The organism is Rhizobium sp. LjRoot258 (assembly GCF_964254185.1).
Taxonomy (GTDB): Bacteria; Pseudomonadota; Alphaproteobacteria; order Rhizobiales; family Rhizobiaceae; genus Rhizobium.
Genome location: NZ_CAXUST020000001.1, coordinates 170,669 through 192,378 on the forward strand (window position 1 = coordinate 170,669; position 21,710 = coordinate 192,378).

Sequence of the window (21,710 nt, forward strand, 5' to 3'; positions counted from 1 at the left end):
GCAGAATCGCCTCAGCCGGAAAGCACCATTGCCCAGTAGGGCACGTTTCTGGAAGCGGAATTGTGGGCGACCGCAACGCCCAAACCATTATAGCGGCCGAGCATGTTCTCCAGATGGTGCGGCGAGTTGATCCAGGCGGTCACAACCGAGGGAACCGACTGCTGGCCGGCCGCGATGTTTTCAGCGGCCGGCATCTGCACGCCGCTTGCCTTGACGCGCGGGGCGAAGCCGTCACCGATGCCCATGACGTGCTTCATCTTGCCGGCAGATGCCATGCGCTTTGCCTGAAACATCGCCGCAGCCTTTGCCGCTGGATCAGCCGAGAGCGGCGGCAGCCCGTTCTTGCTGCGCAACTGGTTGACAAGCGGCAATGCGTCCGCCGTCTCGTCGTCGCCGTCAGACGGAATGGAGGACAGCTGGGGTGCCGTGGTGCAACTGGCAACGCCAGCGATCAGTACAAGCCCAGACATGTGCAGCAGGCCGCGCCGCGAAAGGATGAGAGAAGTCATGTTAGCGCCGATAGCTGAAGAGACGGATGAGAAGGAAGACGGGAATGACAATGGTCGCGCCAAGCAGCAGGTAGTCGCCGACGCGTCCGAGAGCGGAAAAGCCGCGATGCCAGACTTCCAGGACGAAATTGCGGAAGCCGTAGATGAAATCGAGCGGCGCCCAGCCGAACACGGCCATGATGAAGCCGACGATCAACGATACGACCAAAAGCTTGACCAATGTGCGGCCGACGGAATCGCCGAGAAACTTGTTCACCTGATCGGACATGCGCCATCTCCTGTTTATCCCTGAAATACGGGCGCGAATCGCTGCTCGCAAGCCTTTTTCCGGTCTGGCGTCCTCGGCTCTGAAATAGGACTTGAGTTTTTTTGTGGCCGCAGCCAAATGCGGGCCGATCCCAACAGGTCTTCACCATGCAGCCCAACCAACTCACTTCAGGCGACGTCATCGCCGACCGCCGTGCCGATTACGCCAAGATGCTCGACGAAAGCGGCGAGCCGCATGCCGCCGCCGAACTGATGGAGCAGGCGCTGGAGCTGGTACCGCGCTGGGCCGCCGGCTGGTATCGCCTTGCCGGCTACCGCGAGAAATCAGGCAACAGGGCCGGCGCGATCGAGGCCTACAGGCAGACCTTGGATGCGAGCCCGGACGATATTTTCGGTGCGCAGCTCAAGCTTGCTCTGCTCGGCGACGTCATGACACCCGACCAGCCACCGAGCAGCTATGTCGAACGCCTGTTCGACGACTATGCGGATCGCTTCGAAACGTCGCTGGTGGAGAAACTGGACTACAGCGTTCCGGGGAAGCTTGCCGCACTCGTTACCGCGACTGGCAGGCACTATACGCTGGCCGTGGATCTTGGCTGCGGCACCGGCCTGCTGGGGCTGGAGATCCGCGATCGCGTTGCGCGCCTCGAGGGCTTCGACCTGTCGCAGAACATGCTTGCCAAGGCGGCCGAAAAGCATGTCTACGATTACCTGGAACAGGCCGATCTGTCGTTGGCTCCGGAGGCCACGGGACTCTTTGCGAAGGGTGCAAGGCATCGTGCCGACCTCGTCACGGCGGCTGATGTCCTGATGTATCTCGGTAATCTGGAGAGCGTGTTCGCGGCTGTTTCAGCGCTTGTCGTGCCGGGCGCCGATTTTGCATTTTCGGTCGAGGATGCCGGCGGGGGCGACGGGTTCCATCTCGCGCCGTCGTTGCGCTACTCCCATTCCGAAGCCTACGTCCGCGCGCTCTGCGCCCGCTATGGCCTTGATGTCAGCGCCATCAGCAAGACGGCCATTCGCAAAGATGGCGCAAACATTATTTCAGGCATTCTGTTCCTTACGCACAAGGCGGCATAGCGGAACGATTCTTGCGAAGTGATAATAGGTCAGTATTGCTTACGTATTTCGCTTGATTGCAGTGCAAAATCGCCTGATAATCCGACGTCATTCGCCGCAGCACCGGGGGCGCTCGCAAGAGCCCGAAAGCGCTCGGCATCATTCATCATCCACATTTTTGTCCCGCTCGGGCCTTCCCCCGGGTGCGCTTGGACGCATCTGCCGTTTGGGGATCAACGACATGGCACAACAGCTCTTCAATGCCCTCGGCTTCTGGAACACCAGCGCCACCCGCCATACCCCGATCGAGGATGTTCAGGGCATTTTTTCGGGCAGCCTCATTGCCGCACTAGGACTCTTCATGCTGGCCAGCGCCGGCCTGCTGACCGGCAGCACCGCCGGCATCGCATTCCTGTTCCACTATGCCTTCGGCGTGAACTTCGGTCTCGCCTTCTTCCTGCTCAACCTGCCGTTCTTCTATCTGTCGTGGACGCGGCTCGGCATGGCCTTCACGGTAAAAACCTTCATCGCCATCGGCCTGACGTCCGTCATGGCCAGCCTGCAGCCGAAGGTGATGGACATTTCGGCCATTCATCCGGCTTGGGCGGCCCTGCTCGGCGGTCTTTTGCTGGGGTTCGGCCTTCTGGCCCTCTATCGCCACCGCGCCAGCCTCGGCGGCGTCGGCATTCTCGGCATCTACATGCAAGAGCGTTTCGGCATCCGCGCGGGCCTTGTGCAGATGGCGATCGACCTCTGCGTGCTGGCCGCCGCCTTCTTCGTCACCACGCCACCGGTGGTGTTTTATTCGGTTCTCGGCGCGGTGGTGTTGAACCTCTTCGTTGCCATCAACCACCGCGCCGATCGCTATATCGCGCTTTAGGCGGCCTGTGCCGGCTTATCGATCGGGTGCTGTGACCGGAAGCCGACAGCGAGCCGGTTCCAGACGTTGATCGCGCCGATCGCCACCGTGATCTTGGTGATGGCTTCTTCCGTGAACTGCGCCTTCAGGGCTTCGAAATCGGCGTCCGGTGCGCCGGTTTCGGCGATGCGGGTGACTGCATCGACCCAGCCGAGCAGGGCGCGTTCCTTGGCGTCATAGACCGGCGATTCACGCCAGACGCACATCAGGTTGATCCACTGCTCGCTCAGGCCGTCATGGCGGGCCTCCTTGACGTGCATGTCGACGCAATAGGCGCAGCCGTTGATCTGCGAGGCGCGAAGCTTGATCAGGTGGATGAAGCGGCGCTCGAGGCCCGATCCCTGAACATACTGCTCCAGTGCGGCAACAGCCTTGTAAGCTTCCGGCGATGCCTTGGCGAAGTTGAAACGTGCTTGCATGGTTCATTTTCCTTTGGGTTTTGCGGCTCAGCGAGCCGCTCTTCGTTCATTCATTTCAAGGAAGGCGCAGCCGCGGGCGGCGATCCCGCCGTCATCGTCAGCAGTCAGCTGCGCAAGGATGTCGGCGATGCTGGTCTTGGCGAGCTCGGCGCGGTAGGCGCGCTCGGCCCGGAGCATCGCCGCGCTGATCTGGCACGGCTTGGCGAAATAGCGTTGCGGTAGTTGGTTCGGTCCACGCTGGCGGATCTCGCTGCAACGGAAGGCCGGCTCCGGCCCTTCGACCGCGAGGACGATATCGAGGAGGCTGATGTCATCCGTCTGTTTCGCCAGCCGATACCCGCCCTTCGGGCCTGGAACCGTATTCAGGATGCCGGCACCGGAGAGCGCCTGCAGGTGCTTCAGAAGATAGCTCGTCGAGACGCCGTGAAACTCCGCAAGCGCGGCGGCCGAAAGCACGCCCCCTTCGGAAAGGCCGGCCAGCATAGCAACGCTGTGTATGGCCTGCTCGACGCCATCGCCCAACTTCATCGGAATGCCTCCTCAATTCGTGGATAAAATATATCCATGATTAAGCGGCGTGTCAACTCGGCATGTGAGCGAGATCAAATACAAGGGGCGCTGTGCTCGTGCGGGGTTGTGAAGCGGCAAGGATTCGCTAAAGTCGGCCCTGTTGGGCAAAAACAATTCCAATAAGGGAACAGCAATGAGAAAGACCATTTTTGTGGCGGCCGCTGCCTTGCTTGCGGCGACGCATCTCGCCTCCGCCGAGGACACGATCCGCATCGCAACGGAGGGCGCCTATCCTCCCTTCAACTACGTCGAATCCGACGGCAGCCTCAAGGGTCTCGACGTCGACATGGCCAATGCGCTCTGCGAGGAGATGAAGGCCAAGTGCACGATCGTCGCACAGGACTGGGACGGCATCATTCCGGGGCTTCTGGCCAAGAAGTATGATGCCATCATCGCGTCGATGAGCATCACCGAGGAGCGCAAGAAGCAGATCGACTTCACGAACAAGTACTACACGACGCCGCTCGCGGTCGCCGTGCCGAAGGACAGCGCGCTGAAGGGCGTCAGCGTCGAGGACATGAAGGGCAAGGTCGTCGGCGCGCAGGCTTCGACCACGCAGGCCGACTACGCCAACGACGTCTACGCGAAGGGCGGCGCCGAGGCGAAGATGTATCCGACGCAGGACGAGGCCGTCGCCGACCTCCAGAACGGCCGTATGGACGCGCTGATCTCCGACAAATTTGTGGTCGTCGATTGGCTGAACAAGGCCGGCAAGGATTGCTGCAAGCTGCTCGGCGACGTGCCCGGGACAGAAACGCAGGCCGGCATCGGTATCCGTCAGGGAGAGACCGATCTGAAGGAGCGCTTCAACAAGGCGATCGACGCGCTCGTCGCCAACGGGAAGTATCAGGAAATCACCAAGAAATACTTCCCCTTCGACATCTACTGATCGCTTGCCGATCCAATCGCGCGGAGGCCAAAAGCCTCCGCGCCCTTTGACCAAGTCCATCCGATGAAAACAGATATCCTCGTTCTCGGTGCCGGCATTGTCGGCGTCAGTGCGGCCATTCATTTGCAGGATCGCGGCCGGTCCGTCATGCTTGCCGATCGCGGCGAGCCGGGCGGCGGCACCAGCTACGGCAATGCCGGGCTGATCGAGCGCTCCTCCGTTATTCCCTACGCCTTCCCGCGGCAGCTCGGCGCCATTGCCAAATATGCATTGAACGGTTCATCGGACGTGCGTTACGATCCGGCCTATCTGCCGCGCATCGCCGCATGGCTGGCGCGCTACTGGTGGCATTCCTCGCCGACCAATCTGGAGAAGGCGACGCGGGCGTTGCTGCCCTTGATCGAGGCGAGCGTCTCCGAGCATGACAAGCTGATTACCCGCGCCGGTGCCTCCGAGCTCATCCGCGAACGCGGCTGGGTGTCGTTCTACAAGAATCCGCGCCGTTTCGAGGCCGCGCGTGCGGAGGCCGAAAGTCTGTCTGCCCATGGTCTGGCGATCCGCATTCTTGATAGAAGCGAGTTTCTGGCGCTGGAGCCCGGCTTTGCCGCGGCCGGCAGCCGCATCTCCGGCGGCGTGCACTGGCTCGACCCCAAGACCGTGACCGACCCGCAGGCGCTGACGGCTGCCTATGCGAAGCTTTTTGCGACGGCCGGCGGCCAGATCGTCCGCGCTGATGCCTCCGCATTGCGCGAGGAGAAGAACGGCTGGTCGATCACCACGGCCGAAGGCGAGATCATCGAAGCCGGCGAGATTGTCGTCGCCCTCGGCCCGCAATCCGGCCTGATCTTCCGCAAGCTCGGCTACCCCTTGCCGCTGGCGATCAAACGCGGCTATCACCGCCACTATGTGCAGCGCGAAGGTCAGCCACTCGGCCATTCGGTCGTCGACGAGGAAGCAGGCTACGTGCTGGCGCCGATGGCGCGCGGCATCCGGCTGACGACAGGCATCGAATTCGCAGCGCCCGATGCGCCGCCGAACACCATCCAGCTACGCCGCGACGAGGTTCATGCCCGCGCTCTGTTCCCGCTCGGCGAGCCGGTGGAGGCGACGCCCTGGCTCGGTCTGCGGCCATGCCTGCCCGACATGCGGCCGGTGATCGGTCCAGCGCCACGCCATCGCGGCCTCTGGTTTAATTTCGGCCACGCCCATCACGGCTTGACGCTCGGCCCCGCCTGCGGCCGGCTGCTGGCAGAGCAGATGGCCGGCAACGATACCTTCGCCGATCCCAAGCCGTTCCATCCGCATCGCTTCCTCTAGATCAGGATGATTTAGGCGGATCGGGCCGAAGATTTGAATGCTGATCTACTTCAAAGAGATAGCGCGGGATTTCGGCCGAATACCGTTTACACTTTTCGGCACCCCGCTCTAGATCCGCCATTCTATTTCGACGGTCGGTGCACTACCTTTAGCGCCGTGGACCAGATCGATTCCGAAGCCCGCGTTGTCCTGCCTCCGCCTTTCACCCGCTGGTTCGCGGAGAAGGGGTGGCGTCCACGTGCCCATCAGCTGGAATTGCTGGCCCGCGCCGAGGCCGGCGAAAGCACGCTGCTGATCGCGCCGACCGGCGCCGGCAAGACGCTCGCTGGCTTCCTGCCCTCGCTGACGGACCTGACCCGCCGGGGCAGGATCCCGCCCGGCTCCCCCTTCACCGGCATCCACACGCTCTACATCTCGCCGCTGAAGGCGCTCGCCGTCGATATCGAGCGGAACCTGATGAAGCCGGTGGAGGAGATGCGGCTGCCGGTGACGGTCGAGAACCGCACCGGCGACACACCTGTTGCCAAGCGCCAGCGCCAGAAGCTGAGCCCGCCCGATATTCTGCTGACGACGCCCGAGCAGGTGGCCTTGCTGCTTGCCAATCGCGAGGCGGAGCGCTTCTTCAAAGACCTGAAATGCGTCATCTTCGACGAGCTGCACTCGCTCGTCACCTCCAAGCGCGGCCACATGCTCTCGCTCGGCCTTGCCCGCCTGCGCCGGCTCGCCCCGGCTTTCCAGACGATCGGCCTTTCCGCCACCGTCGCCGAGCCGCTGGACCTGCAGAAATGGCTGGTCGCGCAAGAGGGGGGCGAGGAGCGGCACGCCGGGCTAGTAATCGTCGAAGGAGGCGCCAAACCTGATATATCGATCCTCTCCACAGAGGAACATATCCCCTGGTCGGGTCATTCGGCGAAATACGCGATCCCCGATGTCTACCGACAACTTCTCGAACACCGCACGACGCTGCTCTTCGTCAATACCCGCTCGCAGGCCGAGATGCTGTTTCAGGAACTCTGGACGGCGAACGAGGAAAACCTGCCGATCGCACTGCATCACGGCTCCCTCGATGTCGCCCAGAGGCGAAAGGTGGAAGCTGCGATGGCAGCCAACCGGCTGCGCGCCGTCGTCGCCACCTCCACACTCGACCTCGGCATCGACTGGGGCGATGTCGACCTCGTCGTGCATGTCGGCGCGCCGAAGGGTGCCTCTCGTCTCGCCCAGCGCATCGGTCGTGCTAACCACCGCATGGACGAGCCCTCGAAGGCGATCCTTGTACCCGCCAATCGCTTCGAGGTGATGGAATGCCAGGCCGCACTCGACGCGAACTATATCGGCGCGCAGGACACCCCACCGGTCGGCAGAGGCGCGCTTGATGCGCTCGCACAGCATGTGCTGGGTATGGCCTGCGCCGAGCCCTTCGACATGCTGGAACTTTACGACGAGATCAGGAGCGCCTCACCCTACGCCGATCTCTCTTGGGAGACCTTCGAGCGCGTCGTCGATTTCGTCGCGACGGGCGGCTATGCGTTGCGCACCTATGAGCGCTATGCCCGTATCCGCAAGACCAAGGAAGGCCGCTGGCGGGTCTCCAATCCGCAGGTCGCCCAGCAATACCGGCTGAACCTCGGCACCATTGTCGAAAGCCCGATGCTCAATCTGCGCATGGTCAGGCGCGGCGAAGGCGGCCGGCTCGGCCGCGGCGGCGCGACGCTGGGAAAGGTCGAGGAATACTTCCTCGAACAGCTCTCGCCCGGCGATACCTTCATCTTCGCCGGCAAGGTGCTGCGCTTCGAGGGCATCCGCGAGAATGAGGCGCTCGCCTCGCAGGCCTTCTCAATGGATCCGAAGATCCCGTCCTATGCCGGTGGCAAGTTTCCACTTTCCACCTATCTGGCCGATCAGGTGCGCTCGATGATCGCGGACCCGGAGCGCTGGCGTCACCTGCCGGATCAGGTGCGGGACTGGCTGGCGATCCAGCAGGAAAAGTCGATGCTGCCGAAGCGCGACGAGCTACTGATCGAAACCTTCCCGCGCGCCAGCCGCTGCTACATGGTCATCTATCCCTTCGAGGGGCGACTGGCGCACCAGACGCTCGGCATGCTGCTGACACGGCGATTGGAGCGCGCCGGCGCCAAACCGCTCGGCTTCGTCGCAACGGACTATTCGCTCGGCATCTGGGGCTTCGAGGACATGGGGCTGATGATCCGCAACGGCCGGCTCAGCCTCGCTGATCTCTTCGACGAAGACATGCTGGGCGATGATCTCGAAAGCTGGCTCGACGAATCTTTCCTTTTGAAGCGTACCTTCCGCAATTGCGCCGTGATTGCAGGCTTGATCGAGCGCCGTCACCCGGGCAAGGAAAAGACCGGGCGGCAGGTCACGGTTTCGGCCGATCTGATTTACGACGTGCTCCGGACACACGAACCGGATCATATCCTGCTGCAGGCGACGCGGCAGGATGCCGCAAGTGGTCTTTTGGATATTTCCCGGCTTGGCGATATGCTGAGGCGAATCAAGGGGCACATCACGCATCGCGCGTTGGACCATATCTCGCCGCTAGCGGTGCCCGTCATGCTGGAGATCGGCAAGGAGCCGGTGCATGGCGAGGCTCACGACGCGGTGCTGGCGGAAGCCGCCGACGACCTGATTGCCGAGGCGCTGGCCTAGAGAACGTCCCGGAAAGGTTCGCGCCGGCTTACCATCCGGAATGGCATGAGACGAAGCGATGAGCGTCTGCCTGAAGGTAGCGCTTCCATGACCAAGGACTGACGGGATTGATGAACCGCCTGGCGCTCGCACGTGAACTCAACGGACTGGCCGCACTGCCAGGCGTCGAGACGTCTGTGCATGGCGTTGCTGCCGTTTGCGATCCGCTCGGCGCGCTCTACGTGCCTGATGCCGGTATCCTCGTCGTTTCCGACCTGCACCTCGAGAAGGGCGCGGCTTTTGCCCGTCGCGGGATGCTGCTGCCGCCCTACGACACGCTGGCGACGCTGACAGTGCTTTCGGCCGTCATCAGCCGCTACGATCCGAAGCTGGTTGTGTCGCTCGGCGACAATTTCCACGACCGCGTCGGCTCGGCGCATCTCCCTGAGGCGTTCCGTAGCCTGATATCGGAAATGGCCCGCGGCCGCGAATGGATTTGGATCAACGGCAACCACGATCCCGACGGGACCGTCGATCTGCCGGGCGCTTCCGTCGATGAAATGCATTACAACGGCCTGACCTTTCGCCACGAGCCGAAGGGCGGCCTGCAGAAGGGCGAAATCGCCGGACACCTGCATCCCGCCGCGACGGTGCGCCGCCGCGAAAAGTCGGTCCGCCGTCCGTGTTTCGCCACTGACGGCGCCCGCTTGCTGATGCCGGCTTTCGGCGTGATGACCGGCGGCCTTGATCTTCGCCACAGGGCGATGAAGGGGCTGTTCGATCAGGCCTCGCTGATTGCCCACCTTCTTGGGCGCGACCGGATCTACTCCGTCAGGTTTGGCAACCTCGTGGGGTAAGCGCCACTAGGCGGCAGGCGGGGAGCTATCCAGCCGCCTTCGCCTTAGTCGCCGAAATAGTAGAGAGGCTGGCGTGTCAGCTCGCCGCGGCCGAGATGGCCGTAGACGTCCTTTCCCAGAATCCAGAACGAAATTGCCTGGGTCTTCATGCAGAAAATATAGTCGCCGGAAATCCAGTGCTCTGCCTTGCTGCCGGAGAGCGGATAGAGATAGTCGCCAACCCCATACATGACCGCCCGATGCGAGCTGTAATCGTATAAGTAGCGCTCTGCCATCTATTCTCCTGATTCTATTTCAGAAAGAATCCCATGGGCGCGAATGTATTGTCAAACAATACTGTCGCCATATGCCGACCAACCCAAATTTGTTTCGTTCTTCAGCGTTGTATATGAATTCTACTAGGTTTTTTCGTTGCCTGCGAAGAACTCAATTGCACTCCTGCAACTGCCGCTGATACGTCGTCGCCATGTTGGAAAAACGCTGCGCCGTCTTCTGTAGCTGCGCGTTCGAGCGCCAGTCGCCGCGCATGTAGCCTTTCGGGCCGGAATAGTAGGCGAGGTATAGACCGTAGGCATCGTTCAGGGGGATGCCGGTCATTTGGCTGTTTTGCGAATGGTACCAGCCGATGAAATCGATGGCATCGGAAAAGTTGGTGCGGCGCGCAGCCCAGCTGCCGGTCGCGGATTGATAGTGATCCCAGGTGCCGTCGAGCGCTTGTGAATAGCCGTATGCGGTGGACGCTCGCGTCCAGGGAATGAAGCCGAACAGCTTGGTGCGAGGCGGTCGCGCATAGGGTTGGAAGCCGGACTCGGTATACATCGTCGCCATCAGGATCGGGACCGGAACCCCATATTTGCGCTCCGTCTTTTCAGCTGCGCGCTGCCAGCTCGTAAACATCCCGTCGCGCTCCTCGAAGACGGCGCAGATGTTTCGGGTCTGTCGGGGGGCCGTGGCGCAGCCGGCAACAAGTGCCAGAAGCACGAGGGCGAGGAAGGCACGGATACGCATTACAGGGAACCTCTCGTTACCGAGAGATTACTAACTGGTAAATATTAACGAGCGGTTTTTAGTCGAATGCGAGTTGCCACCGGTGAAATGGCGACTCTGCTCGCCCGATCTATGGGAGCAATTTTCCCATCCGGAAGTTGGTCAGCGCCTGTCCCCGCTTTTCGACGCTTTGGCGCGTCAGGACGACGAAACCTCGCCGTTCGAAGAAAGGCCTGGCCGTCAGGCTTGCTTCGGTAAAGATGCCGCTGAGCCCGAGTGCCCGGGCCTCCGCTTCTATTCTCCGCAGCAGCGCAGTCGCCGCGCCGATCCCTTGATGGCCAGGATGCACGAACATCATGTCCAGATGCCCGTCGGACTCCAGATCGGCAAAGCCGATCGGCAGGTCTGCGGCCTCGGCAATCCAGGTTGGCCGGTTTGACCGGCGCTCTGCCCAGGCCTGCCGGTCGTCCACCTGGGCCCAGGCTTCTATCTGCGCCGGCGTATAGTCTTTGGACGCGACTTCGCGGATCGCCCGCAGGAAAATCTCCACCGTCGCATCGCAATCTGCCGGCACGTAGCGTTGCAAAGTCATCATGGTCGCAAGCATCCGTTTCGCTGTTTGGATGGTCTATACTCTTTGAGGCGTGCCGCAACGCGATTTACCGGTTGATAGCCAAACTGCCTGGCCCGGAAGTGCTAAGGGAGCGCGTGTCGTGTCTTTCCGCTGGGCACCGCCCCCGTTGCGCTTGGCCTCAGGGCATTTATTCTGAGAAGATGCCAGGGCAGTTCGTGGAGTATTGAATGTCGGCAGTGCCTTTCTCGAAGATCTCTTCGCCACTCAATGCGCTGCTGACCGCGATTGGTCTTTTGGCGGTGGCCACGCTCACGACGCCCGATCTCGCTGGAGAGACAAGGCTCGTCGTGGAAGCCGTCCTTGCAGCAATCTGGGTCGTCTATGTGCTGCAACTGAGTGGCACGCTTCTTATGCGGCGTCGCAGTCGCGTATCGGGTGGGAATGCCGCCCTCGTGATCGACCTGCTGGCTGTTTTCGTTCCCCTGGCGGCCTTCCTGTTGATCGCCTCGCGCGATCGCAGTCTGTATTGCGCCATCTGGCTTCTCAAGCCGCTGCGGGATTCGACGTTTTTCAGGTTGATGGCAAAGGTGGTTGCCAATGAATCGCGCAATCTGCTTGGCGTGACATCTGTCTTCGGCATCGTTCTTTTTGGCGCTGCGTTGGCTGGTTATGTCATCGAGCGTGACGTCCAGCCGGATAAGTTCGGCAGTATTCCGCAGGCGATGTGGTGGGCGGTCGTGACGCTGTCGACGACCGGCTACGGCGACGAGATCCCGCAAAGTCTGGCAGGCCGGGTGCTGGCCGGATTGGTGATGATGAGCGGCATCGGCATTTTTGCGCTTTGGGCCGGTATCCTCGCCACCGGCTTCTACGAAGAGGTCCGTCGCCGGGACTTCGTTCGCAACTGGCAGCTGGTCGCCGCCGTGCCCCTGTTCCAGAAGCTTGGCTCCGCAGCATTGATCGAGATCGTGCGGGCGCTGCGGCCGCGTATCGTGCCCGCCGGTGCAGTGATCTGCCGCAAAGGCGATGTTGGCGACCAGATGTTCTTCATCGTCGAAGGCCGGGTCAGTGTAGCGACGCCCGATCATCCGGTAGAACTTGGTACAGGAAGCTTTTTTGGCGAGATGGCGCTGATCAGCGGCGAACCGCGCTCAGCCACCGTCAGCGCAGCAACCGAGGTCTCCCTGCTGTCGCTCTATGCGGTTGACTTCCAGATGTTGTCGAGCAGCAGTCCTGAGATTGCGGAGATCATCCGCAAGACGGCACTCGAGCGACGGGGCGGCATACCAAAGAGCTAATCGCTGCTGCGGCCTCTCATCCGCTGTCTTGTGCATCCTGTTCCGGCCAGGGATTGATGCCATCGCGCAGCCAGAGCAGCGTATCCAGCCAGAATCCGGCGGCATGGCGGGTGTGAAACAGGCCGAAATGCCCGACCGATTCAAAACCGAGCCTCTCCGGCGTCATCAAGACTTCTCTCCTGACGGCATTTCTGTAATAGCCAAGCGATCGGCGAATGGCTGGCACTGTGCCCAATTCGTCGTCGGAAAGTGCGACTGCAAGGATCGGCGCCGTGACGGCATCGAAACGGCTGAGCAGGTCTGCGCGCTCCACGCGCGGATAAGACGTCTCCATCTTCTCGCGTCGGAAACTCCATTCGTTGGCGACACCGGCGGGTAAGTCCTCCAGCCACCCCAGGCGCTTGCCGGGGAAGTAGCCGAAGAGTGCAGTCAGCAGTGGCATCGCTAGGTGCCATTTAACGAAGAGCCTCGCTCGCCTATCCGGCGCATAGTCGCACCAGTAAGCATACTGCGCGCCAACCGTCAGCATCCGGCTAATCAGATGCGCGTTGGCAGACTGGCCGGGCAGGTGGCCGCCGATGCTGTGGCCCACGACCATCAGCGGTGCCTCGGGGTTGCGCCCATGCATGAAACGCAGTGCCGCGTCGAAATCCTTTTCGCCCCAATCGCGCCAGCGGTAGCCGGTGCCCCGGAGGCTTTCCGGTCGTGATTGGCCGATACCGCGGTAGTCGTAGGTGAGCACGTCGAAACCGTGCCGCGCGAGAAACTGGGCGTAGTAGTGATAGTAGTGAGCAAGGACGCCGGTCGCCGGATTGATGATGACGCTGGCCAGCGGCGCTTGCCTGTTGGCATGCCAGAGATGGCCTCCGAGCGGCACGGCATCACGAGCGACGATTACGACGGGCGTTGCATCCGTTCCTGGGTAGCGCCTTTCCGTTCGCAAATTCTGGTTGTTGATTTTATCATCAAGCATGCTGTGCCTCGATCTTCGTCTTTGCAGAAGCTACACGCGAAGCAGTGTTGTTGACACTCACTGGTCGGTATACACTCTGCTATGGCCTTATCTGTATCGAACACCCGAGAACGTCTGGTTGCTGCGGCCGCCAAGCTCTTTTACGCCGAGGGCATCAGAAGCGTCGGCGTCGACGCTGTTGCCGAGGCAGCCGGGGTTACGAAACGAACGCTTTATTATCACTTTGACAGCAAGGACGCCCTGATCGCGGCCTATCTGGAAGAGCGAGATCAGCCGACCCTGGCATTGTTTCAACGTTGGTTTGGCGAGGCCGAGGGCGACGTCGCCGTCAGAATCAAGGCAATCTTCGATAGGTTGGCAAGATCCACGCGGCATCCCAAGTGGAGAGGCTGCGGCTTTCTTCGCACGGCAGCCGAGCTTGCCAATATGCCGGGGCATCCGGCTATGAAGGCTGCTGCTTTGCACAAGCGCCGCGTGGAGGACTGGTTGGCCGGTATTTTCGAACAAGAGGGTGTGAAGGACGCTCGGCAGCTGGCTCGCCAGGTCATTCTTCTGCTCGACGGTGGCTTCACCGTCGTGCTGCTTCATCGCGATTCGACTTATCTGGAGACGGCGGGAGACGCGGCGGCAGCGCTCATCGCCGCCGCTCCTCGAAGGTAGCTTCAGCCTGCCTTGACCGGTTCGTATCGCAGGATCACCGCGCCGCCCTCAGTCGTCGTGCTGTCGAGCAGTTTCAGGGGAAGCCGCTGACTGGCCGGTTTGAAATGCGGATTGCCGCCGCCGAGGATAACCGGCACAAGGCAGATGCGGATCTCGTCCACCAGCCCTGCCTTCAGCAGCGAGTCCGCGAGCTCCGCACTGCCGAAAATGAAGATCGTCTTGCCCGCCTCGGCCTTCAGCTTCTTCAATTCGGCGAGAGGGTCGCTGACCACGCGTGTGTTGTTCCAGTCGGCCGCCGTCATCGTGTTTGATACCGCAATCTTGGCGATGTCGTTCATGTATGCCTTGATCTTCTGTTCGCTCTCGGCTGTCGGCCAGTAGGCGGCCATACCCTCATATGTCTTGCGGCCGAAGACGAGAAGGTCGCCTTCATCGCCAAACTGCTCGGCGTAGCGCTCCAGCTCGGGACCCCAGGCAAGATTGTGAAATTCGATATCCCACGGTTTCGTGCCTTCGAAATAGCCGTCAAGCGTCATCAGATTCCAAACAACAAGCTTCCTCATCGATTCGTCCTCCTCGAAACTGGTTGCAATTTGCAATTGGTTGAAAGCTAGATTGACTGGTGGCAAAATGCAAGCAGTTTTTTTGGAGGAACTAATGGACGATGCTCACCGCTCCGGCTGCCCGATCAATCTGACGCTGGAAGTGCTCGGCGATCGCTGGAGCCTGATCGTCATTCGCGACATCATGTTCGGCAATCGGCGCCACTTCCGCGAATTGCTGCAGCATTCCGAAGAGCGGATTGCGTCGAATATCCTGGCCGACCGTCTGCGCCGCCTGGTCGACAGAGGCTTGCTGACGCGTGAGGACGATCCGACGCACAAGCAGAAGGCAATCTACAGTCTGACGGAAATGGCGATTCAGCTGGTGCCGATCTTCGCGCATATGGGTGCCTGGGGCCGCAGGCATCTTCCGGCTTCCGAGGAGCTCTCCATTCGGGCCGAGCTTCTGGAGACCGGAGGTGCAAAACTCTGGGAGGAATTCATGGACGAGTTGCGCGCCAAGCACTGCGGCAAGAAGCTGCCTGCTGGAACGCCGTCCGTGCTCGCACGCCTGACCGAAGCCTATCTCGATGTCGTCGCCCGAAATCGGCCTGATCAATCCTTGCGGAACACCACGCTGGCGCCCCAGCCCGTGACGAGCGCGAGGAAGACGGAGAGCAAGCCATAGGCGATCGGCTGGGCGTGCGCCGCGTCCGTAATCATCTGCTCGATCCCTGTCTTGATGACGCGCAGCGGAACGGACTTCTCGGTGACGAAGCTGCCGCTCTTGAAGAGATAGGCGCGCACGGTATGCACGCCGTTCGGAATGTTTGCCGGCAACCGCAGGCTTGCCTTGAAAAGGCTGGAGCTTACGAAACGCACGCCGCTCGGGTCGCGATCATAGAGACCGCCGTTCTCCTGCAGCCGGCGAAAGGCCTGCCGGAACGCGCCGAGATTGCTGGCATCGCCGACGAAGCCGACCGGCGTCAGCGGAATGTGATCGATCCCGATTCCCCTGTCCGTAAGGTCGAGCGGCGTGGTGATGTCATCCAGCATGCGCGAACTCGACATGGAATAGGAGTGCGGCACCGCCTCGAAGGTCATCGAGCGCGTATTGATCCAGATGCCGAACACACGCTCCTTCCGGCGCACGGTTGCGTCTTCGCGCGGCCCCTCAAGAACGACCACCACATCATACTGGCCAATCGCCAGCAGCAGGCTGTCGGTGTTGGTCACGGCCCCGAAAATCGTCAGGTCTGCGCCGCGAAAATCCGAGGTGATGGCGATCTCGCTGGTGGACGTGCCGATCTCAAGTCCTTCAGCCGTCGTTTGGCTCGCCTGGCCCGGGAGCAGCATTTGCGCGGTTGCGACACCAGGCAGCATCGTGGCGCAAAATAGCAGAGCAGCGAGGAAGCGGCACATCAATTCGCCCCCATGACCACGGAGTAGACATCCGCTGGCGTTACGACCAGCGCAACGGCAAGGCGAAGGCCGACGGCGAGCACCAGAAGGCCGAGCAGCGCACGCAGCTGCTCGCCGCGCAGCTTTTGTCCGACGCGCACGCCATATTGTGCGCCGATCACACCGGCGATCATCAGGATAAAGGCGAGCACGATATCGACCGAGAAGTTGGTCGCGGCCTGCACGACAGTCGTGTAGGCGGTCACGAAAATGATCTGGAACAGAGACGTACCGACAACCACGTTGGTCGGGATGCGCAGGAGATAGATCATCGCCGGCACCATGATGAAACCGCCGCCGACGCCCATGACTGACGTCAGGATGCCGATGCCGAAGCCGAGCGCGATGACCGGGATCACGCTCAGAAAGATCTTCGACTTCTTGAACCGCATCTTCAGCGGCAGCTTGTGCACCCAATGGTGATGGCCGGGTCGTCGTGGTGTTGGCGGCACGTTCTTTGCCGCGCGGCGCATGGCATTGACGCTTTCGAGCAGCATGAGCCCGCCGACCGTGCCGAGGAAGACGACGTAGAGCAGCGAGATGATGAGATCGAGCTGGCCGATCTGCCTCAGCAGCGAGAAGATCCATATGCCGACGGTCGCGCCGGAAAGGCCGCCGACGAGCAGCACGGCTCCGAGCTTCACATCGAGCGTTCCACGCCGGAAGTGAGTGATGGCCCCAGAGATAGAGGAGGCAACAACCTGGTTGGCGCCGGTGGCGACGGCCACGACCGGCGGGATATTGTAGAAGATCAGGAGCGGTGTGATCAGGAAGCCGCCGCCGACACCGAACATCCCGGAGAGAAAGCCGACGGCCGCCCCCATGCCGAGAATGATGAAGATGTTCACCGACAATTCTGCGATAGGCAGATAGATTGTCACAGCAGACCCCGATCTATGAACTGCCCCCACAGGCAGGCGTTCTTACATCCTGTTCGAATGGCGCATCATACGGTGAAATCGTTGCCAGAGGATTTCGATAAGCGACATGCGATCCGCTCGATAGCGTGATCACTCTCGAATATTCAGGCTTTTTTTGGGTTTTACGACAGACCTTTAGAGGGCGACCCGGCGGATCCATCGTTATGCTCAATCCGTCGCGGTTGAACGCGACGCACCTGCCGACTAGGGTCGACACTGCATATCCGGGGGATTCGCGTGAAGGCAGGATTGGTTCGTTGGCTATTGGTTGCTTGGGTCTTGCAGCCGATTGCCGCAAAGGCGGAATGGCAGCCGGTTGAACAGGTGCGGACCTATGCGGTGACCGGCAGCTCGGGCGCAGCACTCTACTATTCAATCGGCGAGAAAGGTCCCGAGCTTGGCGGCAGTCGCGCGGTGGCGCATACGACGTTCAAACTGACCTGGACCAGAAAATATGAGCGCCGAGGAAACGCCTGCGTCCTGGCTGTGGCGCGGCCAAAGCTGATCATCACCTATACGCTGCCGAAGCCTGCGGTAGAGCTTTCCGCGGCCACTCAGGCAAGCTGGGCCACCTTCATTGCCGGCATCGAAACGCATGAGCGGGTGCATGGCGACTACATCAAGGAAATGGTCAGGGATATCGAGGCGGCGAGCGTCGGGCTGTCTGCCGACGATGATCCCGACTGCAGGAAGATCCGGATCGAGTTGACGAAGCGGCTCGGCGAACTCTCCGCACGGCAGCGACAGCGCGGCCGCGATTTCGACAAGGCCGAGATGAGCGAGGGCGGCAATATCCGCCGCCTCATCCTGCAGCTCGTGAACGGCCCTTGAGGACCGTTCGAACGCATGCCGGATCAGCCCAAAGCGGCGGCGGCGACCGGGGCCAGGTGCGGCCAGACCTCAAGCGCCCCGCGATAGATCATGCTCAGCGCCACGTAGATGATGATGGCCAGACCGAGGTAAGCGATCCAGTGGTAGCGGTTGAGCAGGCGCGCGATGAAGTTCGCGGCGATACCCATCATCGCGATCGACAGGATCAGGCCGATGACGAGGATCGTCGGATGCTCACGGGCCGCGCCGGCAACGGCGAGCACGTTGTCGAGCGACATCGACACGTCGGCGATCACGATCTGGCTGGCCGCCTGGTAGAAGGTCTTCTTTGGCGCCGCGCCGCCTTCGGCTCCGTCCGCTTCATTGCCGCTGCCGTTGCGCAGATCGCGCCACATCTTCCAGCAGACCCAGAGCAGGAGGATGCCGCCGGCCAGCAGCAGGCCGATGATCTCGAGAAGCTGGACGGTGACGCTGGCAAGCGCGATCCGCAGTACGGTGGCGGCAAGAATGCCGACGAGGATCGCCTTCTTGCGTTGGTCGGTCGGCAGCCCCGCTGCGGCAAGACCGATGACGACGGCGTTGTCGCCAGCAAGCACGAGGTCGATGAGGATGACCTGCAGAAGCGCCAGCAAGCCGGCAGAAGTGAAAATTTCCATGACGTGACAATCCCTGACATATGCGAAACGCCTGCCGGCGCGCTGTTAACGCATAAATGATCGCTGATCTGCTTATCAAGTGGCTGAAGGACATTGTGGAAAAGTTCTCAAGCCTGTTGATGTTCCGCCCCGTCGATTGAATATCCTTCATGCACCGTTGTCGGGGGCGCTTTCCGGATGCATCGAATTCTTTGCATGGCCTGGGATTGGCCATGACGTTCTGAACATGCTAGCGAGAGCCGCAAAAGGCCCCGGTACGCATGACGGAGGGGCGCCGCAACTCTTTCGGACTCCACGCAAACATGATTCGTATCGAGAATATCAGCAAGCAGAACAGCCACCGGATCCTCTTCATCGAGGCTTCCGCGGCGCTCAACAGAGGCGAGAAGATTGGCCTTGTCGGACCGAACGGCGCAGGCAAGACGACGCTCTTTCGCATGATCACCGGGCAGGAGCAGGCCGACGAAGGCCAGGTCTCCGCCGAGAAGGGCGTGACCATTGGCTACTTCAATCAGGACGTCGGCGAGATGGAGGGCCGCAGCGCGGTGGCCGAGGTCATGGAAGGCGCCGGCCCCGTCAGCGTCGTCGCCGCCGAGCTGCGCGAGCTCGAAGCGGAGATGATCGATCCCGACAAGCTCGACGAGATGGACCGGATCATCGAGCGCTACGGCGAAGTCCAGGCGCGCTACGAGGAGCTGGACGGCTACGCACTCGAGGGCCGTGCGCGTGAAGTGCTGGCCGGTCTCAGCTTCACCCAGGAGATGATGGACGGCGACGTCGGAGCGCTTTCGGGCGGGTGGAAAATGCGCGTGGCGCTTGCCCGCATCCTCCTGATGCGCCCGGACGTCATGCTGCTCGACGAACCGAGCAACCACCTGGACCTCGAGAGCCTGATCTGGCTGGAAGAATTCCTGAAGACCTACGACGGCGCGCTGCTGATGACCTCGCACGACCGCGAGTTCATGAACCGCATCGTCAGCAAGATCATCGAGATCGACGGCGGCTCGTTGAACAGCTATTCCGGCGATTACGGGTTCTATGAGCAGCAGCGGGCGCAGAATGAGAAGCAGCAGCAGGCGCAGTTCGAGCGCCAGCAGGCAATGCTGGCCAAGGAAATCAAGTTCATCGAGCGTTTCAAGGCGCGCGCCTCGCACGCTTCGCAGGTGCAGAGCCGCGTCAAGAAGCTGGAGAAAATCGACCGGGTCGAGCCGCCGAAGCGACGCCAGACCGTTGCCTTCGACTTCTTGCCGGCACCACGGTCCGGCGAAGACGTGATCAACCTGAAGAACGTCCACAAGAAGTACGGCAGCCGGGCGATCTATGAAGGCCTGGACTTCATGGTTCGCCGCAAGGAGCGTTGGTGCATCATGGGCATCAATGGCGCCGGCAAGTCGACCCTGCTGAAACTGGTGGCGGGTTCCACCGAACCGGATCAGGGCAGCGTCGCCCTCGGTGCCAGCGTCAAATTGGGCTACTTCGCCCAACACGCTATGGATCTGCTCGACGGAGATCGAACTGTGCTGGAATGGCTGGAGGACTCCTTCCCCCAGGCCGGGCAGGCACCGCTCAGGGCGCTCGCAGGATGCTTCGGTTTCTCCGGTGACGATGTCGAGAAGAAATGCCGCGTTCTTTCCGGCGGCGAAAAAGCCCGGCTCGTGATGGCCAAGATGCTCTTCGATCCGCCGAACCTGCTGGTGCTGGACGAGCCGACGAACCATCTGGATCTCGATACCAAGGAAATGCTGATCAAGGCGCTGTCGCAATACGAGGGCACCATGCTGTTCGTCTCGCACGACCGGCATTTCCTTGCCGCTCTGTCCAACCGCGTGCTGGAACTGACGCCCGACGGTATCCACCAATATGGCGGCGGATATACGGAATATGTCGCGCGCACCGGCCAGGAAGCCCCCGGTCTGCGGAGCTGACGACATCACGTCGAATGCCGTGGCCGGCCTCCGCGAGCGCCTCTCCCGGGGCGCTCGGGTTCGCCGGAGCCCGGACTTCGTTCACCATCAGCATTTCGGAAAGGCGCCTCAGACGTTAACTCAGCTACCGCTCCCGTGTCGCATGCGCCTCCTTTTGCGGCTGGATTTACCGTAACGTACTTCCACGGCATGAAGCTCGGCGTCATCCTCATGTCTCTAAAATCGGGGGATTGGCCATGAATTTGACCATAGCTGCTGTCGCGTTGATGCTCGCCGGCGTAGCCAACGCACAAACCGGCAGTGTTCCGGTAACCGTCGACAACTTTGCTCGTGCCGAGTCGGATCTTTACTTCGGCAATGCACTGGCGGACGCACATGGCGCGACCGGTAAGTTTGCCCACCACCGCGAGCCGATGTCCATTGAGCATCAAGGTGTTATCCGCTCAAATCGCGATACGCTGTATTCCGCCGCTGTGATCGATCTCGACGCCGGTCCAGTGACCATCACATTGCCCGACGCCGGGGCACGCTTCCGGTCCATGCAGGTCATAAACGAGGACCACTACGTCGTCGGTGACGTTAAGTACGACGCCGGAAGCTATACCTACGACCGAGGCATGGCGGGGACGCGTTATATTATCGTCGGGCTCAGAACCCTGGTCGATCCGAACGATCCGGAGGATCTGAACAAGGTCCGAGCCCTGCAGGACGCCTCAGCCATCAGTCCGGCCGAAGCCGGCAAGTTCGAAATGCCGAAATGGGATCAGAAAAGCCAGAAGGTGGTCCGCGATGCCCTTCTGATCTTGGGCGCTACAATTCCGGACTTCAAAGGCGCCTTCGGCACCAAGGAAGCCGTCGATCCGGTGCGTCATCTGATCGGTACGGCGACGGGATGGGGAGGAAACCCTGAAAAGGATGCAACCTATCTCAATGTGACACCCGAAAAGAACGACGGCAAGACAGTCTACAAGCTCACCGTCAAGGACGTGCCGGTGGATGGCTTCTGGTCGATCAGCGTCTACAATGCAAAAGGCTACTTCCAGAAAAACAAGCTCAACGCGTATACGCTCAACAACATCACCGCCGCGAAGGCTGCCGACCGTTCCGTCGACGTGCAATTCGGCGGCTGCGATGGGAAGGTCGCAAACTGCCTGCCCGTCGTCAAAGGCTGGAACTACACTGTTCGCCTGTATCGGCCTCGGGCGGATATACTCGACGGAAAATGGGAGTTCCCTCCGCCACGGAAAGCCGAGTAGTGTCGGCGGGTCGTTGCGAGCGTATGGCGGAAGCTCGTGGCGAGGTAATCGCGAGTGGGCGGTGGGTTTTAAAGGCAGCATCGCTTCCTTCTCCTTCTCCTTCTCCTTCTCCTTCTCCTTCGCACAAGCGCGGCGCGGCCCTAGAACGTCTCGTCCTGCGCGGCCATATCCTTCA

24 protein-coding genes are annotated in these 21,710 nt (G+C 61.3%); 12 read left to right on the forward strand and 12 right to left on the reverse strand.

Annotation, left to right across the window (positions count from 1 at the left end; translation table 11 throughout):
* Positions 1-11: 11 nt before the first annotated feature.
* Positions 12-509: a CAP domain-containing protein gene (locus ACSQ9D_RS00850; protein WP_037114508.1), complete on the reverse strand. Its 498-nt coding sequence runs from the start codon at positions 507-509 to the stop codon at positions 12-14.
* A gap of 1 nt (position 510) precedes the next feature.
* Positions 511-777, reverse strand: coding sequence for a DUF6460 domain-containing protein (locus ACSQ9D_RS00855; RefSeq protein ID WP_024313127.1), 267 nt, complete (start codon positions 775-777; stop codon positions 511-513).
* A 146-nt stretch (positions 778-923) separates the two neighbouring features.
* Between ACSQ9D_RS00855 and ACSQ9D_RS00860 the strand changes: the two genes are divergently transcribed.
* Entirely contained in the window at positions 924-1,856 is a 933-nt protein-coding gene (locus ACSQ9D_RS00860) for a methyltransferase (RefSeq protein ID WP_436280788.1), read from the forward strand.
* Positions 1,857-2,076: 220 nt separating this feature from the next.
* Positions 2,077-2,715 (forward strand): YitT family protein, encoded by a 639-nt coding sequence (locus ACSQ9D_RS00865; protein WP_436280789.1) that lies wholly within the window; start codon positions 2,077-2,079, stop codon positions 2,713-2,715.
* Here ACSQ9D_RS00865 and ACSQ9D_RS00870 read toward each other — a convergent pair.
* Together ACSQ9D_RS00870 and ACSQ9D_RS00875 are read right to left on the reverse strand one after the other, a co-directional pair.
* Entirely contained in the window at positions 2,712-3,173 is a 462-nt protein-coding gene (locus ACSQ9D_RS00870) for a carboxymuconolactone decarboxylase family protein (protein ID WP_024313124.1), read from the reverse strand. The two genes, ACSQ9D_RS00865 and ACSQ9D_RS00870, sit on opposite strands and share 4 nt — an antisense overlap.
* Positions 3,174-3,200: 27 nt before the next feature.
* On the reverse strand, positions 3,201-3,701 hold the full coding sequence (locus ACSQ9D_RS00875) for an RrF2 family transcriptional regulator (RefSeq protein WP_436280790.1): 501 nt from the start codon (positions 3,699-3,701) through the stop codon (positions 3,201-3,203).
* Between the two features lie 175 nt (positions 3,702-3,876).
* On the opposite strand from ACSQ9D_RS00875, the gene ACSQ9D_RS00880 reads away from it, so the two are divergent.
* The 4 genes from ACSQ9D_RS00880 (at position 3,877) to pdeM (ending at position 9,452) form a co-directional block, all read left to right on the forward strand.
* Positions 3,877-4,632 (forward strand): ABC transporter substrate-binding protein, encoded by a 756-nt coding sequence (locus tag ACSQ9D_RS00880; RefSeq protein ID WP_436280791.1) that lies wholly within the window; start codon positions 3,877-3,879, stop codon positions 4,630-4,632.
* 63 nt (positions 4,633-4,695) lie between these two features.
* A complete protein-coding gene (locus tag ACSQ9D_RS00885; protein WP_436280792.1) occupies positions 4,696-5,949 on the forward strand; it encodes an NAD(P)/FAD-dependent oxidoreductase in 1,254 nt (417 codons plus the stop codon).
* Between the two features lie 156 nt (positions 5,950-6,105).
* Positions 6,106-8,616: a ligase-associated DNA damage response DEXH box helicase gene (locus tag ACSQ9D_RS00890; protein WP_436280793.1), complete on the forward strand. Its 2,511-nt coding sequence runs from the start codon at positions 6,106-6,108 to the stop codon at positions 8,614-8,616.
* Positions 8,617-8,723: 107 nt separating this feature from the next.
* The gene (pdeM, locus tag ACSQ9D_RS00895; protein ID WP_436280794.1) at positions 8,724-9,452 is read left to right on the forward strand and encodes a ligase-associated DNA damage response endonuclease PdeM; all 729 of its coding nucleotides are present in this window, start codon (positions 8,724-8,726) and stop codon (positions 9,450-9,452) included.
* A 44-nt stretch (positions 9,453-9,496) separates the two neighbouring features.
* Here pdeM and ACSQ9D_RS00900 read toward each other — a convergent pair whose 3' ends face one another.
* From ACSQ9D_RS00900 to ACSQ9D_RS00910, 3 genes are all read right to left on the reverse strand, one after another.
* Complete coding sequence (locus tag ACSQ9D_RS00900; RefSeq protein WP_436280795.1) at positions 9,497-9,727, reverse strand: hypothetical protein; 231 nt, start codon at positions 9,725-9,727, stop codon at positions 9,497-9,499.
* A 151-nt stretch (positions 9,728-9,878) separates the two neighbouring features.
* Positions 9,879-10,460 (reverse strand): transglycosylase SLT domain-containing protein, encoded by a 582-nt coding sequence (locus ACSQ9D_RS00905; RefSeq protein WP_436280796.1) that lies wholly within the window; start codon positions 10,458-10,460, stop codon positions 9,879-9,881.
* Positions 10,461-10,569: 109 nt separating this feature from the next.
* Positions 10,570-11,034, reverse strand: coding sequence for a GNAT family N-acetyltransferase (locus tag ACSQ9D_RS00910; protein ID WP_436280797.1), 465 nt, complete (start codon positions 11,032-11,034; stop codon positions 10,570-10,572).
* Between the two features lie 206 nt (positions 11,035-11,240).
* On the opposite strand from ACSQ9D_RS00910, the gene ACSQ9D_RS00915 reads away from it, so the two are divergent.
* Positions 11,241-12,311 carry a cyclic nucleotide-gated ion channel gene (locus ACSQ9D_RS00915; RefSeq protein ID WP_436280798.1) on the forward strand — a complete coding sequence of 357 codons (1,071 nt, stop codon included), beginning with the start codon at positions 11,241-11,243 and terminating at the stop codon, positions 12,309-12,311.
* A 16-nt stretch (positions 12,312-12,327) separates the two neighbouring features.
* Here ACSQ9D_RS00915 and ACSQ9D_RS00920 read toward each other — a convergent pair whose 3' ends face one another.
* Positions 12,328-13,284, reverse strand: coding sequence for an alpha/beta hydrolase family protein (locus ACSQ9D_RS00920; RefSeq protein WP_436280799.1), 957 nt, complete (start codon positions 13,282-13,284; stop codon positions 12,328-12,330).
* Between the two features lie 81 nt (positions 13,285-13,365).
* On the opposite strand from ACSQ9D_RS00920, the gene ACSQ9D_RS00925 reads away from it, so the two are divergent.
* Complete coding sequence (locus tag ACSQ9D_RS00925; protein ID WP_436280800.1) at positions 13,366-13,944, forward strand: TetR/AcrR family transcriptional regulator; 579 nt, start codon at positions 13,366-13,368, stop codon at positions 13,942-13,944.
* Between the two features lie 2 nt (positions 13,945-13,946).
* Here ACSQ9D_RS00925 and ACSQ9D_RS00930 read toward each other — a convergent pair whose 3' ends face one another.
* Positions 13,947-14,507, reverse strand: a complete 561-nt coding sequence (locus ACSQ9D_RS00930) for a dihydrofolate reductase family protein (protein WP_436280801.1) — start codon at positions 14,505-14,507, stop codon at positions 13,947-13,949.
* A 94-nt stretch (positions 14,508-14,601) separates the two neighbouring features.
* Between ACSQ9D_RS00930 and ACSQ9D_RS00935 the strand changes: the two genes are divergently transcribed.
* On the forward strand, positions 14,602-15,174 hold the full coding sequence (locus ACSQ9D_RS00935) for a winged helix-turn-helix transcriptional regulator (protein ID WP_368515571.1): 573 nt from the start codon (positions 14,602-14,604) through the stop codon (positions 15,172-15,174).
* Here the strand turns inward: ACSQ9D_RS00935 and ACSQ9D_RS00940 are convergent.
* Together ACSQ9D_RS00940 and ACSQ9D_RS00945 are read right to left on the reverse strand one after the other, a co-directional pair.
* Positions 15,102-15,908 carry a TIGR02186 family protein gene (locus ACSQ9D_RS00940; RefSeq protein WP_436280802.1) on the reverse strand — a complete coding sequence of 269 codons (807 nt, stop codon included), beginning with the start codon at positions 15,906-15,908 and terminating at the stop codon, positions 15,102-15,104. The genes ACSQ9D_RS00935 and ACSQ9D_RS00940 overlap by 73 nt on opposite strands.
* Positions 15,908-16,828, reverse strand: coding sequence for a sulfite exporter TauE/SafE family protein (locus tag ACSQ9D_RS00945; protein WP_436280803.1), 921 nt, complete (start codon positions 16,826-16,828; stop codon positions 15,908-15,910). The genes ACSQ9D_RS00940 and ACSQ9D_RS00945 overlap by 1 nt, the downstream gene beginning before the upstream one ends.
* A gap of 276 nt (positions 16,829-17,104) precedes the next feature.
* Here ACSQ9D_RS00945 and ACSQ9D_RS00950 point away from each other — a divergent pair, with 276 nt between their 5' ends.
* Complete coding sequence (locus ACSQ9D_RS00950; protein WP_436280804.1) at positions 17,105-17,698, forward strand: DUF922 domain-containing Zn-dependent protease; 594 nt, start codon at positions 17,105-17,107, stop codon at positions 17,696-17,698.
* A 23-nt stretch (positions 17,699-17,721) separates the two neighbouring features.
* Here the strand turns inward: ACSQ9D_RS00950 and ACSQ9D_RS00955 are convergent, their stop codons facing one another.
* Entirely contained in the window at positions 17,722-18,354 is a 633-nt protein-coding gene (locus ACSQ9D_RS00955; RefSeq protein WP_436280805.1) for a TerC family protein, read from the reverse strand.
* Positions 18,355-18,656: 302 nt separating this feature from the next.
* Between ACSQ9D_RS00955 and ACSQ9D_RS00960 the strand changes: the two genes are divergently transcribed.
* Together ACSQ9D_RS00960 and ACSQ9D_RS00965 are read left to right on the forward strand one after the other, a co-directional pair.
* A complete protein-coding gene (locus tag ACSQ9D_RS00960; protein WP_024313107.1) occupies positions 18,657-20,279 on the forward strand; it encodes an ABC-F family ATP-binding cassette domain-containing protein in 1,623 nt (540 codons plus the stop codon).
* Positions 20,280-20,515: 236 nt separating this feature from the next.
* Positions 20,516-21,535 (forward strand): DUF1254 domain-containing protein, encoded by a 1,020-nt coding sequence (locus tag ACSQ9D_RS00965; RefSeq protein ID WP_436280806.1) that lies wholly within the window; start codon positions 20,516-20,518, stop codon positions 21,533-21,535.
* Positions 21,536-21,710: the final 175 nt, after the last annotated feature.

Excerpts from the sequence above, each read along its gene's own strand:
- ACSQ9D_RS00850 (WP_037114508.1), bottom strand. The coding sequence starts at position 509 with ATGACTTCTCTCATCCTTTCGCGGCGCGGCCTGCTGCACATGTCTGGG.
- ACSQ9D_RS00855 (WP_024313127.1), bottom strand. The coding sequence starts at position 777 with ATGTCCGATCAGGTGAACAAGTTTCTCGGCGATTCCGTCGGCCGCACA.
- ACSQ9D_RS00860 (WP_436280788.1), top strand. The coding sequence starts at position 924 with ATGCAGCCCAACCAACTCACTTCAGGCGACGTCATCGCCGACCGCCGT.
- ACSQ9D_RS00865 (WP_436280789.1), top strand. The coding sequence starts at position 2,077 with ATGGCACAACAGCTCTTCAATGCCCTCGGCTTCTGGAACACCAGCGCC.
- ACSQ9D_RS00870 (WP_024313124.1), bottom strand. The coding sequence starts at position 3,173 with ATGCAAGCACGTTTCAACTTCGCCAAGGCATCGCCGGAAGCTTACAAG.
- ACSQ9D_RS00875 (WP_436280790.1), bottom strand. The coding sequence starts at position 3,701 with ATGAAGTTGGGCGATGGCGTCGAGCAGGCCATACACAGCGTTGCTATG.
- ACSQ9D_RS00880 (WP_436280791.1), top strand. The coding sequence starts at position 3,877 with ATGAGAAAGACCATTTTTGTGGCGGCCGCTGCCTTGCTTGCGGCGACG.
- ACSQ9D_RS00885 (WP_436280792.1), top strand. The coding sequence starts at position 4,696 with ATGAAAACAGATATCCTCGTTCTCGGTGCCGGCATTGTCGGCGTCAGT.
- ACSQ9D_RS00900 (WP_436280795.1), bottom strand. The coding sequence starts at position 9,727 with ATGGCAGAGCGCTACTTATACGATTACAGCTCGCATCGGGCGGTCATG.
- ACSQ9D_RS00905 (WP_436280796.1), bottom strand. The coding sequence starts at position 10,460 with ATGCGTATCCGTGCCTTCCTCGCCCTCGTGCTTCTGGCACTTGTTGCC.
- ACSQ9D_RS00910 (WP_436280797.1), bottom strand. The coding sequence starts at position 11,034 with ATGATGACTTTGCAACGCTACGTGCCGGCAGATTGCGATGCGACGGTG.
- ACSQ9D_RS00915 (WP_436280798.1), top strand. The coding sequence starts at position 11,241 with ATGTCGGCAGTGCCTTTCTCGAAGATCTCTTCGCCACTCAATGCGCTG.
- ACSQ9D_RS00920 (WP_436280799.1), bottom strand. The coding sequence starts at position 13,284 with ATGCTTGATGATAAAATCAACAACCAGAATTTGCGAACGGAAAGGCGC.
- ACSQ9D_RS00925 (WP_436280800.1), top strand. The coding sequence starts at position 13,366 with ATGGCCTTATCTGTATCGAACACCCGAGAACGTCTGGTTGCTGCGGCC.
- ACSQ9D_RS00930 (WP_436280801.1), bottom strand. The coding sequence starts at position 14,507 with ATGAGGAAGCTTGTTGTTTGGAATCTGATGACGCTTGACGGCTATTTC.
- ACSQ9D_RS00935 (WP_368515571.1), top strand. The coding sequence starts at position 14,602 with ATGGACGATGCTCACCGCTCCGGCTGCCCGATCAATCTGACGCTGGAA.
- ACSQ9D_RS00940 (WP_436280802.1), bottom strand. The coding sequence starts at position 15,908 with ATGTGCCGCTTCCTCGCTGCTCTGCTATTTTGCGCCACGATGCTGCCT.
- ACSQ9D_RS00955 (WP_436280805.1), bottom strand. The coding sequence starts at position 18,354 with ATGGAAATTTTCACTTCTGCCGGCTTGCTGGCGCTTCTGCAGGTCATC.
- ACSQ9D_RS00960 (WP_024313107.1), top strand. The coding sequence starts at position 18,657 with ATGATTCGTATCGAGAATATCAGCAAGCAGAACAGCCACCGGATCCTC.
- ACSQ9D_RS00965 (WP_436280806.1), top strand. The coding sequence starts at position 20,516 with ATGAATTTGACCATAGCTGCTGTCGCGTTGATGCTCGCCGGCGTAGCC.